The organism is Arthrobacter sp. efr-133-TYG-104, from assembly GCF_030208915.1.
Classification (GTDB): Bacteria; Actinomycetota; Actinomycetes; order Actinomycetales; family Micrococcaceae; genus Arthrobacter.
Map to the genome: position 1 here is coordinate 1 of NZ_JARVTA010000017.1, position 13,661 is coordinate 13,661.

A 13,661-nucleotide genomic window follows, 5' to 3' on the forward strand; every position below is an offset into this window, starting at 1 on the left:
CCTGAGAACGATGTCCCGACTCACGTGTGAACTATGTCGTGAAACTACACACCTCCTGGGGCACCAAATACCCCCGGTCTACGGACCGGGGGTGATTTGTTGTCAGAGGCACCTAGGACTGGCCCGATTCGAGCAATTCCTTGAGGTTTTGCAGCACGAGACGCCATGTCCCCGAGGACTGCTCGACTTCGTTATCTGTCGTGTTGTTGCCCTGCGTGATAGTGATAACTGTCCCATCGGCACTTTCGGCCAGCCGGTATTCCACCGTGTGATAGTTCTCCGGCACGTCGGCGAGCCCGGTAGACGGGCTGAAGTGCGTGGTCTTGAGCAGTTCCGGAGGCTCAAACGCCAGGATGGTGCCTTTATCCCGGTACGAGGTCCCGTTGTACTCACCGGAGTACGTGATGGGTTCACCCACTCGCCAGGTGCTGGTGACAGTGGTCCCCAAGAAATATTGCCTGATGATGTGGGGATCAGTCAGGGCTTGCCACACTTCCCCGCGCCTGGCACCTATGGTCACGGAAACTACGGCATCGGCGGCGTGTCCATTCATCGCGGCGCTTTCCCTTTCTGCTGGTGTGGAACGTTCGTGCATCTGTTGGGATCGTCCTGAGCGAAACGGTACGCCGGTCAACGCCGTGAGTGAATGGCACAATGGCTACGTGATAAGCACGCGAATTCCCCGGGAGCAAAGCAACAGCAGGCGAAAGCCCAGGGCGGGCGCCCTCACGGCAGCAGCCAGCGTAATGATTGCTGTGGTGTTCTCCTCAACGTCCTGCGCTGCCACGCCCCCTGCTGGTCCGCAGGTCTCCTCCGTGGGCCCGGATTCCACTCCTACGCCGAGCCTTGACCCTGCCGTGGCTGCCTCTGAGTCACTCATGGAGAGCACGTTGAAAGGGATCCTCGCCCGCAACCCTAAACCAGATCAGGAAGCATTGCGCGCCGCCCTGGTGGCGGCCGGTATTCCCGCTGCCAACGTGGAAGTCTCGGTAAGCCGAACACCCACTGGTTTGGACGTTGACGCGATGGAAGCTGCGGCGCTGACCGGCGCGAGCTGCGTGATGGGACAGATTCGGGATGGCGGGGTAGCGGTCTCGGTGCTGCCCGTGCTGACCACAGGAAAGTGTTTTGTAGGAGACTCTCGCTGACCAGGGCATAACGCCCGAATGTGAGATCTGTCCTCCAAGCCATTAGATTTAAGGGCATGGCGGAATTTATTTACACGATGACCAAGGCCCGCAAAGCCGTTGGCGACAAACTTATTCTGGACGATGTCAGCATGTCGTTCTATCCCGGCGCGAAGATTGGCGTGGTGGGTCCTAACGGTGCCGGTAAATCCACCATCTTGAAGATCATGGCCGGCTTGGACACCCCTTCCAACGGAGAGGCCCGCCTGAGCCCCGGATACACCGTGGGCATCCTCCTGCAGGAACCGCCGCTGAACGAGGAAAAGACAGTCCTTGGCAACGTTCAGGAAGGCGTTGGCGAGATCTACGGCAAGATCCAACGCTTCAACGAGATCTCAGAAGAAATGGCCAACCCGGACGCCGACTATGACACGCTCCTCGATGAGATGGGCAAACTCCAGGAAGCCATTGATACCGCTGACGCATGGGACTTGGATTCCCAACTGGAGCAGGCAATGGACGCTTTGCGTTGCCCGCCGGCCGATGCCGACGTGACGGTTCTCTCCGGTGGTGAACGCCGCCGCGTTGCGCTATGCAAGCTGCTTTTGCAGAAGCCTGACCTTCTGCTTCTCGACGAACCCACTAACCACTTGGACGCAGAGAGTGTGCTCTGGCTCGAGCAGCACCTTTCGAGCTACCCCGGCGCCGTCCTCGCCGTGACCCACGACCGTTACTTCCTGGACCACGTTGCCGAGTGGATTGCAGAAGTGGACCGTGGACACCTCTACCCTTACGAGGGCAACTACTCCACATATCTGGAGAAGAAGAAAGCCCGTCTGGAAGTCCAGGGCAAGAAGGACGCGAAGCTCTCCAAGCGCCTCACCGAAGAGCTCGAGTGGGTTCGGTCCAACGCCAAGGGGCGCCAGACCAAGTCCAAGGCCCGTTTGGCCCGCTATGAGGAAATGGCTGCTGAAGCGGAGCGCACGCGCAAACTGGACTTCGAAGAGATCCAGATTCCGCCGGGACCGCGCCTTGGCTCCCTGGTTATCGAAGCCAAGGACTTGAAGAAGGGCTTTGACGATCGTGTCCTGATCGAGAACCTTTCCTTCTCGCTGCCCCGTAACGGCATCGTGGGCGTGATCGGCCCCAACGGTGTTGGTAAGTCCACGTTGTTCAAGACCATCGTTGGAATGGAAACCCTCGACGGCGGCGACCTCAAGATCGGTGATTCGGTCAAGATCTCCTACGTCGACCAGTCCCGTGGCGGCATCGACCCGAACAAGAGCCTCTGGGAAGTCGTTTCGGATGGGCTTGACCACATTCAGGTGGGCCAAGTGGAGATGCCATCGCGTGCCTACGTCTCTGCGTTCGGGTTCAAGGGCCCGGACCAGCAGAAAAAGGCCGGGGTCCTGTCCGGCGGTGAGCGTAACCGCCTGAACTTGGCCTTGACGCTCAAGCAGGGTGGAAACCTTCTCCTCCTTGACGAACCCACTAACGACCTCGACGTCGAAACTCTCAGCAGCCTGGAAAATGCGCTCCTTGAATTCCCCGGCTGTGCAGTAGTGGTCTCGCACGATCGTTGGTTCCTTGACCGGGTGGCAACCCACATCTTGGCCTATGAAGGCAACGATGAGAACCCGGCCAAGTGGTACTGGTTCGAGGGCAACTTCGATTCCTACGAGGAAAACAAGGTGGAGCGGCTCGGCCCGGACGCCGCGAAACCGCACCGTGTAACGCACCGCCGCCTGACGCGCGACTAAGTTTCGACGCCGCCGGAGCTACAGTCCGGAGGGCACGAAAATGGCCGGTCCCTTCCAAGGGGCCGGCCATTTTGCGTTGCGGAGGGAACTACGGAATCCGGACCATGCCCTCTTGGGCGACCGTGGCTACGTGCAGGCCCTCGCGGTTGAAGATGCGGCCTGTGGCAAGCCCGCGGGCGCCCTGTGCGCTGGGGGACTCCTGGACATACAGCATCCACTCATCGACCCGGACCGGACGGTGCCACCACATAGCGTGATCCAGGCTGGCGACGCTCATGCCCGGCGTTACCCACGGCAAACCGTGCTTCCGGAGGATCGGCTCAAGCAAGGTGTAGTCGCTGGCGTACGCCAAGGCAGCGCGGTGCAGGTTTGGATCATCCGGCAACGGGCCTATGGTCTTCATCCAGACCGCGTTGGTGGGCACGTGCTCCGTGGGGGAAGAAACGTAAAGGGCCGGATCGACGTGGCGGACATCAAATGGCCGTTCGTAGGACATATGCCGCGCCAAGGGATGGTCGAATTCGGACAACAGTTCCGCCGCGCTGGGCAGCGACTCCGGATCGGGGATTCCTTCGGGCATGGTTGCTTGGTGGTCCAAACCGGTGTCCTCCACCTGGAACGAGGCGATCATGGAAAGGATCGGCACACCGTTTTGGTAGGCATGAACCCGCCTCGCGGAGAACGAACGGCCGTCTCGTAGCCGCTCTACACCGAACGTGATGGGCTGGTTCGCATCTCCCGGGCGCAGGAAATATCCGTGCATTGAATGCGCGATCCTGTCCGGCTCCACGGTGCGCATGCCGGCGATCATCGATTGCGCCAAGACCTGGCCGCCGAAGACCCGGTGCCGCGGTTGCTTCTGGGACGGTCCAAGAAAGATATCCTCATTGGTCCTGGCACCGTCGAAGTCGCCAAGGTCCAGCAAATCAAGCAACACTTCCATGGGATCCTCGGCCGGCGCCTCCGCCGTGAGGCCTGTGCTCGTCTCAGTCATGGTTCGACTCTAGACTCCGCCCCGACCCCTCTCAACCGCGGACATGCCGGTAGAGTCGAGGATGTGACAGACGTCCTGACCCAGTCCCTCCGTTTCGCCGATCCCCGCGACCTCGCTGACCTGAGAACATTCGTCACCAGGGCAAAGAGCATTGACGACGGCGCTATTCGCCTGCAGGCGTCCGGCCACGTCCTTGCCGCTTACGTGTGCGTCCTGAAGCCGAGGATTTTGGGCGAGTCCACCCCGACGGTCCTCGGACTAAGGACCATGGCCCTCAGTGAGCCTGCAGCGGTCGATGTAACAGTGACTCTGGGTTCCGTCATGGACCGGCTGGCCCGTGCCGGCGCCGGGGACGTTGAGTTGCCCATACCGCCGTCGACCGTTTCCGAGTCATGGGCCGGCGTCGGAGCCCCCCGTAGCGGCTGGGAATCATACGAGGCGTTGACCGACGCCGAGTTGACGGCGGCAGCGGAGGCCGGCATCGCCGAGGTAGCCCGCTTGGTCCCGCAAACCGCAGGTGCCGCCGTCGTGAACACTGCACGAGCTGCTATCTGGGGCCGTGAGATGCCCGGGGTGGATGGGCTGCCCGCCGGCGCTGCTTTCGCTGCTTTCGCGTTGGGTTTCCTTGCCGACGGCGAGCAGCACCTCTACCGTCATGGCCGTTGGTTCCGCCTCAGCGGTCCGCGCGGCCATGTGTTGATACGCACGGGTGCCGGTTTAGGGCTCGGCTTACACCCGTAGTGGTGTGGTCTTACAGGCTCGGCGGTGCCTCGGCGGATGGGCTGTTGATCATGGTGAGCGCCGCGCGCTCCATGTAGTCCCACAGCGTTCCCTCATGCAAGGGCGGCAGGTTCAAAGAGTCGACGGCGGTCCGCATGTGGTGCAGCCACCGGTCCTTCGCTTCGGGGGTCACCTGGAACGGCATGTGGCGCATGCGCAGGCGGGGGTGGCCACGTTCCTCCCCGTAGGTGGTGGGACCACCCCAGTACTGCTCGAGGAACATCAGGAATCGCCGCTTGGCCGGGCCCAGGTCCTCCTCCGGATACATGGGCCGGAGGATCGGATCGGTTGCTACTCCGTCATAGAAGACATCGATGAGTTTGACGAAGGTTTCGTGCCCGCCAACCGCAGCATAGAAACTGTCCGTGTACGTCGGCTGGCTGAAGGGATCGTTCTGCATCAGTTGGCGTCGTGGACCTGCTTCCGGCGCCGGTGACGGATCTGGGCTGGTGTTACTCATTCGATTTCTCCTCAACTTTTGCCGGACGCGGCGTAGCGGGTGACGCGGCGTCAGCAGGTGCCATGGAGGCGGCGTGCGCGTCCGGATCGTCGCTGGCATCCGGCGCATCGATAGGCACGTAGTTACCTTGGGAGCGGTTGCCCACGCGCAGGATTTCGCCGTTTCGGAGGTACCAGATGGCTCCGTCCTCGGCGCGGACGCGGGTGATCCGCAGTCCCACGGATTCAACGGTGCCAACCACTTCGCTGGTAACGATCACGTCGCCGATGCCGTATTGATCCTCGATGGTGATGAAGATGCCTGCGAGGAAGTCCCGGATCAACTGCTGCGCGCCGAAACCGATGGCAACGCCCAGGATTCCCACGCTGGTCAGGAGGGGCGCGACATCCACGTTCATGAATTTGAGCACGTAGATGATGACGATCACCACAACGATGACGCTGACAAGGCTTGTCAGCAACGAACCGATGGTTTCCGCGCGTTGTGAGCGCCGTTCATGGTCCAAGGCGCGAATGGCCGGCTGAACCCATTTGAAGTGCGGCTTCTTGAAAAAGGTGGTACCGGCAGATACGCGCCTGGTGATCCTAATGATGATGAAGCGTGCCACGATCCACACGACCAGGCCAATGCCCACCGTGATGAGGATTGACACCACATCTATGCTTTCCGGTGCAAGGTTCCCTGCAAGGGGGAGTGAGGTCAAGGTGGAATGTCTCCTTGTCGTCGGCCCGTGTTCGCCGGGTGCGGAACACTGTTTCCACGTTCAACACTATCGCCGTGGAGCCACCTCGCGTTCCCTCAGCGGGTTGGACAGGACTCGAAAAGCAGCCAGGCCGGGTGCTAAGCCGCCGTCGTCGTTGTTGGCTCGTGGTGCACCGGGAAGTTGACGCTGCGCGCGATGAAGCACACTTGGTTGGCTTCGTGGTGGAGTTGGGCCAGGAGTTCTGTGTGTTCGGGATTGTCGATGGTGACGGAGGGTTTCAACGTCACGCTCTGGAACTGCCCGCTGCCATCGCGGTTGAGGATCATCAGGCCCTCCGCGTTGTCCTCGTAGCCGGTCACCACCACTCCATGCTTGACGGCGACGTGAAGGAAAGACAGCATGTGGCACTGCGAGAGGGCGGCAAGAAGCAATTGTTCAGGGTTGTAGCGGGAGCGATCGCCGTGGAATGTGGGGTCGGCGGAGCCTTGTAGGACCGGCAGCCCGGGAATGTGGACGTCGTGGTCGCGGGAATAGCCGCGATAGCTGGCAGTGCCTTCGCCCAAGTTGCCCGTCCAGCGCACGGTCACGGCGTAGTGGTGTTCGTTCAGGCCCATGCGGACAGTTTAGCCGTGGCCAGTGACTGCCCGCACGGACATGGAAGGGGCCTGCTCAGTGGTCGGCCGCCCGGGCGCGGAGGGCGCGGGCAACGGCGTCGCGGTTTTCCAGCATCATGCGCCGAAGTGCAGCACTGTCTTCCGGCAACCCTGCCAGGAATTCATCTGTCCGGTCCACGGTTGCCTGGGTGGTGAGTTGGGCCGGATAGAGCCCGACGACGATCTGCTGGGCCAAGGCATGTGTACGTTCCTTGACGATTCCGGGCACGGCCTCGAAGTACTTTTCCGCGTACGGCTCCAGGAGGGTTGTGTCTGGCACGCGCATGAATCCTGCCACGGCCGAGGCCTGCAGGGCATTGGAGAGCTCTCCCTTGACCACAATCGACTCCCACGCGGCGGCCTTGGCTTCCCGCGTCGGGATGGCGGCTGTGGCTTGCGCCGCTGCGTTCTGACCGTTGGAGGTGTTGTCCCGGGCAAGTTCCTGATCGATGCGATCCTGGCCTTGGCGCCCGCCCGCCACGAGGGCGGTCAACAGCTCCCACCGCATGTCCTGGTCCACGGTGAGTCCTTCAAGGGCGTCCGTCCCGTCGAGAAGGGCCTGGATGCGGTCCAACTGCCCTTCACTGCGCGCGAGCTGCGCATAGGACTTGGCGAATTGCAACTGGGCGTCGGAGCCGGCTTCCACCGCCTGTGCCAGGTTCCATAGTTTGTCCGCAGCCTTGATGGTGGTGTCCAGCTTGTGCTCGGCGGCGACGTAGTAGGTCAACGTGGTGGCGAGTTGGCGGAGTTGGACCAGGATCACGGACGAGTCTGTTTCGTGGGCAATGTTGGCCAGAATCAGATCCACATAGCCCCGCGCGGGGGTTTCACCGTCGCGGGCAGCATCCCAGGCCGAACCCCAGACCAGGGTGCGCGGGAGGCTCTCGGCGAAGTCCTTGAGATGGGACTTCGCCGTGGCCAGTGAGTGTTCGTCCAGCCGGACTTTGGCATAGGCGAGGTCGTCGTCGTTGATCAAGACGAGGTCCGGACGGTTCAAGCCCACCAGCGCCGGCACTTCGGTGCGGGGCCCATCGACGTCGAGCTCCTCACGGTGGGTACGCTCCAGCTTTCCATGGGCCGAGAGTGTGTAGAAGCCGACAGCCAAGCGATGGGGGCGGAGCGTGGGCTGTGCATCAATCGCGGTCTGGAGGATCGCGAAGTCGGTGATGGCGCCGGAGTCATCGACAGCAACCGCGGGGGCCAAAGTGTTCACCCCGGCAGTTTCCAGCCACAACCTGCCCCAGCCATCCAAGTCCCGGCCGCTTGCTGCCTCAAGCTCCACCATCAGATCGGCCAGTTCCGTATTGGTCCAGGCATGTTTGGCGAAGTACGACCGGACGCCGGTCATGAATTGTTCCTGGCCGACCCACGCCACCAGCTGACGCAGCACGGAGGCGCCCTTGGCATAGGTGATGCCGTCGAAGTTGACCTCTACGTCCGCAAGGTCATTGATCTCGGCAAAAATCGGGTGCGTAGTGGGCAACTGATCCTGCCGGTAGGCCCAGGACTTCTCCACGGAGGCAAAGGTGGTCCAAGCGCTCTTGAACCCGGTGTTCTCCACTGCGGCCAAGTGGGACATGTATTCGGCAAAGGACTCGTTGAGCCACAGGTCGTTCCACCAACGCATGGTGACGAGGTCCCCGAACCACATGTGCGCCAGCTCGTGAAGAACGGTGATGGCTCGCCGTTCCACCTGGGCTCCGGTGACTTTGCCGCGGAAGACGTAGCCTTCCAGGATGGTCACCGCGCCGGCATTCTCCATGGCACCGGCGTTGAATTCGGGGACAAAGAGCTGATCGTATTTTTCGAACGGATAAGGGTGGCCGAACTGTCCCTCGAAAAACTCAAATCCCTGCCGGGTCAACTCAAAGATGTTCTCCGCGTCCAAATACTGCATGAGTGACTTGCGGGCGAACAGTCCGAGGGGAATAACTCGCCCGTCCGAACTCGTGACCTCGGAGCGCACGGACTGGTACGGGCCTGCGATCAGTGCCGTCACATAGGAGGACAGCCTTGGAGTCGGAGCGAATTTCCACACTGAACGTGCGCTGCCATCTTCGGTCGGCTCTATTTCCGTAGGTACCGGCGTGGGGGAGTTGGAAACGACATCCCAATACGAGGGAGCCGTGACGGTGAACGTGAAGCTCGCCTTAAGGTCAGGCTGCTCGAACACAGCGAACATGCGTCGTGAATCCGGGACTTCGAACTGGGTGTAAAGGTAGGCCTCGCCATCGACGGGATCCACGAAGCGGTGGAGGCCCTCGCCGGTGTTCATATACGGAGCGTCGGCTACGACCACGAGTTCATTCGCGGCTGCAAGGTCGGGGAGCTGGATCCGAACGCCGTCGGACACCTCCGCCGGGTCCAAGGAGCTCCCGTTCAGGGTGACGCTGTGCACGGCATGGGTGATGGCATCTATGAATGTCGTGGATCCCGGAACCGCGGAGAACTTCACGACGGTGGTGGAACCGAAAACTTCAGGGCCCTTGGTCAGGTCCAATGTGACGTTGTACGACTCGACGTTGAGCAATGCGGCACGGGTCGCAGCTTCTGTGCGCGTTAGGTTCAGGCCTGGCAAGTGATTCCTCCGGATATGCTGACCGGCCGGTGGATGGCCGTGTGGTGTGAAGACAGTCTTTCACTTCTGGGCTGGATGGCAAGGAAGCCCGCCAAAGTGTCGGGTCCACGGAGTAGCGTTGGAGCATGGGAACGTTCCGGGAAACTCTCGATCTCCGCGCTCTTCGGTTCGCGTTGATCTTTCCGATGCTGCTCGCCATCGGCTTTGCATTCTGCTCGCAGATGCTGCGCAACAACCTCCCTGATCCCGTAGCTGTCATGTGGAATGCCGACGGCGGCAGTTCCTTTGCGCCTTTCGGCGCGTACGTCGCCGGAGGCTCGGGGCTTATTGCGCTCTTCGGTTGGGTGACGTTTATCCAGGCTGTTCCTCTCGCCAGGCCTGTGGTGATGCGGCGAATCATGATGGGCATCGGCCTCATGGTCAGCCTCTTCATGACGACGGTCCTTGCCGCCGGGCTCGTTGGTCAATCGGGCGTTGGAAACGCACGCCTTTCGCATGTTGACCCCATCGTGCTGGCCATGGGCAGTGGCGCTGCTTTGTCGCTTGGTGTGGTGATGATGTTCGCGTTCAAGCCAGACCCCCGCTGGACGGCCGAGGACGACGCCGCACTGCAGGGCGAGCTGCGCCTGCTGGCTGACCCCGACCTCGCCAGGGACAGCCTCAGGATGTGGGTCCACGCAAGGAGTTCGGTTTTCGTCATGATCATCGTGTCCGCCGGGTTCCCGGCTGCGTTGATTGCCGTAGTGATTCCATGGCTCGGGGCCTTGGTGGCAGCTGCCGCGTTGGTGGCTGCCAGTTTCCTTTTCGCACGGGTTCGGGCCGACCGGGACGGTTTGCAGGTGTTTGCCGCTGGCGTTCTTCGCGTCCTGCGGGTACCGGCTGGCGAAATATCGGCAGCAGCGGCCGCCGATGTGAAGGCCGCCGATTTTGGAGGCTGGGGTTTGCGGCACCACGAAGACAGCACCGCCATGCTCGTCAGCAGCGGGCCCGCCGTCGTCGTCAACGAGAGGAACGGGCGCCGCGTGGCTCTGAGCGCCGGCACCCAGGACGCAGCGGATAAGGTCGCGGGGATCCTCAATCGCGCCGCGAGTAGGGCCCAGCACGGAGGGCAGGCCTAACCACCGTGGGGAGCGGTAACCTAGGTAGCGAATCCCTGATCGCCGCACCCGGCCGGGTGCCGTACCTGCGCCACTGAGACGGGCCACAAAGAACGGAACAGCTGTGACTACACCTCGCGTCCACATCGCTACGGACCACGCCGGCATGGAACTGAGCGCCCACCTTGTCAGCCACCTCACGGGCAAGGGATATGACGTCGTTGACCATGGGCCCAAGGTGTACGACGCCTTGGACGATTACCCGTCGTTCTGTATCAATGCCGCTACGGCCGTCGTCGCGGACCAGCAGGCGGGAATGCACGCCCTCGGCATCGTCCTGGGTGGCTCCGGCAATGGCGAACAGATTGCGGCCAACAAGGTCAAGGGAGTTCGCGCTGCCTTGGTCTGGAACATGTCCACGGCCAAGCTGGCCCGCGAACACAACGACGCCAACGTGGTGGCCGTGGGCGGCCGCCAGCATTCGGTCGAGGAAGCAACCGGGTTGATTGAAGCGTTCCTGGAGGAACCCTTCAGCAACGACGAGCGCCACGTGCGCAGGATCGGAAAGATCGCCACCTACGAGGCCACGGGCGAGATCGTCCAGTAGTGCCCGAAGGTCACTCAATCCATCGCTTGGCACGTCAATTCCAAGATGTTTTTGGCGGCCAGCAGTTGGACGTATCCAGTCCGCAAGGACGGTTTGCCGCCGGTGCGCATCTACTCACCGGACACACCCTGGTGGAAGCGCTGGCGCACGGAAAGCAGCTCTTCCTACGGTTTGACCATGGCCTCTACCTCCACGTCCACCTGGGCCTTTACGGGGCATGGAGCTTCGGCGGCGACGATTCGTTCACTGGAGCCTCCAGTATTGGCGCACCGCGACGGGTAGGCGAACGGGAAACCGGCAAGGCTACCAGCGAGGACGGGAAGGGATACAGCGGCCCACCCGCCCCCGTGGGAGCCGTTCGCGTCCGGCTGGTCTCGGCGCACGGGTGGGCCGATCTCCGTGGAGCCACTACGTGCGCTGTCATTACCGCAGCTGAGGCTGCAACGGTTCTGGGACGCCTCGGGCCCGACCCACTGCACAACAAGCCCGGGGACCGTGAGGAATTCATTCGGCGGCTGCGTCGGCGCAAGACTGCAGTGGCGATGCTGTTGATGGACCAGTCGGTGCTGGCCGGCGTCGGAAATATTTACCGGGCCGAAGTCCTCTTCCGGCAGGGTGTTGATCCGCACCTTCCCGGCAACAAAGTTGCCGCCGCCGTGGCCGGGCGCCTCTGGGACGACGCCGTGGCGGTCATGTCCGACGGCGTGCGCTCCGGCCGGATTGTGACGACGCCGAGAGCTTTGTGGCCCGCTGGCACCGAGGTGGCCCCCGACGCCGATGCCCACTACGTGTACAAGCGAAACGGACTGCCCTGCCGGACGTGCGGGACAGCGGTGGGCCTGGCTGAGATGGCTGGTCGCAAGTTGTACTGGTGCCCGGGCTGCCAAAGTAGCTGAGCCCCGCAGCGGGAGCGTGCCGGGAAAGGGAGTGTGCCAGTAACGCAGAAACGCCCCGATCCGTGGATCGGGGCGTTGGTGGAGGGGACGACGGGAATCGAACCCGCGTAATCAGTTTGGAAGACTGAGGCTTTACCATTAAGCTACGTCCCCAGGATGACTTGACTTGGTCAGCTAACTTCCTGACTCCAAGGCAACTTCCCGGCGGCTGTTGAAGCCGGGTACAACTAAACCTAATTCCGGCGGCAGTGTCAAATGTGCATTCCTGGCTTGCTTGCCCGTAGACTGTCCTGTGCATTCGGGGTGTAGCTCAGCTTGGCTAGAGCGCCTGCTTTGGGAGCAGGAAGTCGCAGGTTCAAATCCTGTCACCCCGACTCTGTGTTTGTGTCCGCTTCAGGGATGCGACAGAACCCCATACCCACAAAATCAGGAGTACTTAGACTGTGAAGAGCGCTGTCGAGAACCTCACCGCAACGCGGGTCAAGCTCAACGTTGAGGTTCCCTTTGAGGAACTGAAGCCGAGCATCGATGCCGCGTACAAGACCGTTGCTTCGCAGATCCAGGTTCCCGGGTTCCGCAAGGGCAAAGTTCCCTCCAAGCTCATCGACCAGCGTGTCGGCCGTGGCTACGTGCTGGAGACCGCAATCAATGACGGCCTTAACGGTTGGTACCAGACGGCTGTTCAGGAAACCGGCGTTCGCCCGCTGAGCCGTCCCGAGGTCGAGATCACCGAAGTTCCGGACCCTTCCTCCACTGATGGAGAGCTCAAGTTCCAGGTCGAGGTTGACGTCCGCCCTGAGATCGAGTTGCCGGACTACGCCGGGATCAAGGTTGAGGTTGCCTCCACCGAATCCTCCGAGGCCGACGTCGACAAGGCGCTCGATGAACTGCGTGGCCGCTTTGGCACGTTGAAGTCCGTGGAGCGTCCGGCGCAAAACGACGACTTCCTCACCATCGACATCACCGCCACGATCGACGGCGAAGAAATCGACTCCGCGGCAGGGCTGTCCTACCAGGTTGGTGCCGGCACCATGCTTGAAGGCCTCGACGAAGCCGTCACCGGCCTCTCTGCCGATGAAGAAGCAATCTTCGACACCACGCTCGTTGGTGGCGACCACGCCGGCGAAGCCGCCCAGGTAAAGGTTGTTGTTAAGGCCGTCAAGGAGCGCGAACTCCCCGAGGCCAACGATGACTTCGCCCAGCTGGCCTCCGAGTTCGACACCATTGGCGAACTCCGCGAGGACCTAGCCAAGCAGGCTGCCGAGTCCAAGGTAGTGGGACAGGGTGTTGAGGCTCGGGACAAGGTCCTGGACAAGCTCGTTGAGCTCGTTGAGGTGCCGGTTCCGGAGTCTGTTGTCGAAGAGCAGATCGAGGCGCACTTCAACCAGGAGAACGCCCACGGTGAAGGCGACCACGACACCGAAGAGCACCGCGCCGAAGTCAAGGCCAACGCCCAGCGCGCGTTCCAGAACGAAATCATCCTGGACGCCATTGCTGACAAGGAAGAAGTGGACGTCAGCCAGAACGAGCTGATCGACTACATCGTCACCACCGCAAGCCAGTACGGCATGGATCCGAACCAGTTCGCCCAGATCATTGATCAGAGCGGCCAGGTTCCCATGATGGTTTCCGAGGTTCGCCGTCGTAAGGCTCTGGCCGTAGTCCTGGGCCAGGCCGAGGTTGTTGACGCCGAAGGCAACAAGGTTGACCTCACGAGCTTCGTCCGCCCCGCAGGCGACGTCGCCACAGAGGACATCGACACCGAGGAGCAGGCCGAAGACTCTGTCGTCGCCGCCAACGACGACCCGGCTGCTGTGAAGTTCTAGCACTCAGCAACAAAACCGACCCCGGATCACATGATCCGGGGTCGGTTTGCTTTTAAGGCTGAACACCGGTGCTGAACGCAGACGTGCGCCGTCAGCGAACAGTGCGATTCCGGCGAACAAATCGCCGTTCAAAACGGTTAGTGTCCAAGTAGTGAAGTTCAGTGAAGTTCAGTGAAATCA

The 13,661-nt window shown here is 61.8% G+C and carries 13 protein-coding genes and 2 tRNA genes; 8 read left to right on the top strand and 7 right to left on the bottom strand.

Going from position 1 to position 13,661, the window contains the following annotated elements; genetic code table 11:
* Positions 1 to 112 precede the first annotated feature (112 nt).
* Positions 113 to 553 (bottom strand): SRPBCC family protein, encoded by a 441-nt coding sequence (locus tag QRN04_RS13025; RefSeq protein ID WP_284976450.1) that lies wholly within the window; start codon positions 551 to 553, stop codon positions 113 to 115.
* A 109-nt stretch (positions 554 to 662) separates the two neighbouring features.
* Between QRN04_RS13025 and QRN04_RS13030 the strand changes: the two genes are divergently transcribed.
* Both QRN04_RS13030 and ettA read left to right on the top strand, forming a co-directional pair.
* A complete protein-coding gene (locus tag QRN04_RS13030; protein WP_284976451.1) occupies positions 663 to 1,148 on the top strand; it encodes a DUF6993 domain-containing protein in 486 nt (161 codons plus the stop codon).
* A gap of 56 nt (positions 1,149 to 1,204) precedes the next feature.
* Positions 1,205 to 2,887, top strand: a complete 1,683-nt coding sequence (gene ettA, locus QRN04_RS13035) for an energy-dependent translational throttle protein EttA (protein ID WP_284976452.1) — start codon at positions 1,205 to 1,207, stop codon at positions 2,885 to 2,887.
* An 88-nt stretch (positions 2,888 to 2,975) separates the two neighbouring features.
* Here ettA and QRN04_RS13040 read toward each other — a convergent pair whose 3' ends face one another.
* Positions 2,976 to 3,881 carry an acyl-CoA thioesterase gene (locus tag QRN04_RS13040; RefSeq protein WP_284976453.1) on the bottom strand — a complete coding sequence of 302 codons (906 nt, stop codon included), beginning with the start codon at positions 3,879 to 3,881 and terminating at the stop codon, positions 2,976 to 2,978.
* Positions 3,882 to 3,944: 63 nt separating this feature from the next.
* Between QRN04_RS13040 and QRN04_RS13045 the strand changes: the two genes are divergently transcribed.
* A complete protein-coding gene (locus tag QRN04_RS13045; protein ID WP_284976454.1) occupies positions 3,945 to 4,622 on the top strand; it encodes a DUF8185 domain-containing protein in 678 nt (225 codons plus the stop codon).
* A 10-nt stretch (positions 4,623 to 4,632) separates the two neighbouring features.
* Here the strand turns inward: QRN04_RS13045 and QRN04_RS13050 are convergent, their stop codons facing one another.
* The 4 genes from QRN04_RS13050 to pepN all read right to left on the bottom strand — a co-directional run bounded on the left by QRN04_RS13050 (position 4,633) and on the right by pepN (position 9,055).
* Positions 4,633 to 5,121: a globin gene (locus QRN04_RS13050; protein ID WP_284976455.1), complete on the bottom strand. Its 489-nt coding sequence runs from the start codon at positions 5,119 to 5,121 to the stop codon at positions 4,633 to 4,635.
* A complete protein-coding gene (locus tag QRN04_RS13055; RefSeq protein ID WP_284976456.1) occupies positions 5,114 to 5,824 on the bottom strand; it encodes a mechanosensitive ion channel family protein in 711 nt (236 codons plus the stop codon). Before QRN04_RS13055 ends, QRN04_RS13050 begins: the two co-directional genes overlap by 8 nt.
* Positions 5,825 to 5,961: 137 nt before the next feature.
* Positions 5,962 to 6,438, bottom strand: a complete 477-nt coding sequence (locus QRN04_RS13060; protein ID WP_284976457.1) for an OsmC family protein — start codon at positions 6,436 to 6,438, stop codon at positions 5,962 to 5,964.
* Positions 6,439 to 6,493: 55 nt separating this feature from the next.
* A complete protein-coding gene (gene pepN, locus QRN04_RS13065) occupies positions 6,494 to 9,055 on the bottom strand; it encodes an aminopeptidase N (RefSeq protein WP_284976458.1) in 2,562 nt (853 codons plus the stop codon).
* 125 nt (positions 9,056 to 9,180) lie between these two features.
* Here pepN and QRN04_RS13070 point away from each other — a divergent pair, with 125 nt between their 5' ends.
* The 3 genes from QRN04_RS13070 to QRN04_RS13080 all read left to right on the top strand — a co-directional run bounded on the left by QRN04_RS13070 (position 9,181) and on the right by QRN04_RS13080 (position 11,655).
* Positions 9,181 to 10,173 carry a hypothetical protein gene (locus tag QRN04_RS13070; protein ID WP_284976459.1) on the top strand — a complete coding sequence of 331 codons (993 nt, stop codon included), beginning with the start codon at positions 9,181 to 9,183 and terminating at the stop codon, positions 10,171 to 10,173.
* Positions 10,174 to 10,276: 103 nt separating this feature from the next.
* Complete coding sequence (locus QRN04_RS13075; protein WP_284976460.1) at positions 10,277 to 10,759, top strand: ribose-5-phosphate isomerase; 483 nt, start codon at positions 10,277 to 10,279, stop codon at positions 10,757 to 10,759.
* Positions 10,759 to 11,655: an Fpg/Nei family DNA glycosylase gene (locus QRN04_RS13080; protein ID WP_284976461.1), complete on the top strand. Its 897-nt coding sequence runs from the start codon at positions 10,759 to 10,761 to the stop codon at positions 11,653 to 11,655. Before QRN04_RS13075 ends, QRN04_RS13080 begins: the two co-directional genes overlap by 1 nt.
* 79 nt (positions 11,656 to 11,734) lie before the next feature.
* Here the strand turns inward: QRN04_RS13080 and QRN04_RS13085 are convergent.
* Positions 11,735 to 11,808 (bottom strand) — tRNA-Gly (locus tag QRN04_RS13085).
* Between the two features lie 146 nt (positions 11,809 to 11,954).
* On the opposite strand from QRN04_RS13085, the gene QRN04_RS13090 reads away from it, so the two are divergent.
* Together QRN04_RS13090 and tig are read left to right on the top strand one after the other, a co-directional pair.
* A tRNA-Pro gene (locus tag QRN04_RS13090) sits at positions 11,955 to 12,029 on the top strand.
* 69 nt (positions 12,030 to 12,098) lie between these two features.
* Complete coding sequence (gene tig / locus QRN04_RS13095; RefSeq protein ID WP_284976462.1) at positions 12,099 to 13,481, top strand: trigger factor; 1,383 nt, start codon at positions 12,099 to 12,101, stop codon at positions 13,479 to 13,481.
* Positions 13,482 to 13,661 lie beyond the last annotated feature (180 nt).

Coding starts and splice junctions, on each gene's coding strand:
- QRN04_RS13060 (WP_284976457.1), bottom strand. CDS start 6,438: ATGGGCCTGAACGAACACCACTACGCCGTGACCGTGCGCTGGACGGGC.
- QRN04_RS13040 (WP_284976453.1), bottom strand. CDS start 3,881: ATGACTGAGACGAGCACAGGCCTCACGGCGGAGGCGCCGGCCGAGGAT.
- ettA (WP_284976452.1), top strand. CDS start 1,205: ATGGCGGAATTTATTTACACGATGACCAAGGCCCGCAAAGCCGTTGGC.
- QRN04_RS13050 (WP_284976455.1), bottom strand. CDS start 5,121: ATGAGTAACACCAGCCCAGATCCGTCACCGGCGCCGGAAGCAGGTCCA.
- QRN04_RS13025 (WP_284976450.1), bottom strand. CDS start 553: ATGAATGGACACGCCGCCGATGCCGTAGTTTCCGTGACCATAGGTGCC.
- QRN04_RS13070 (WP_284976459.1), top strand. CDS start 9,181: ATGGGAACGTTCCGGGAAACTCTCGATCTCCGCGCTCTTCGGTTCGCG.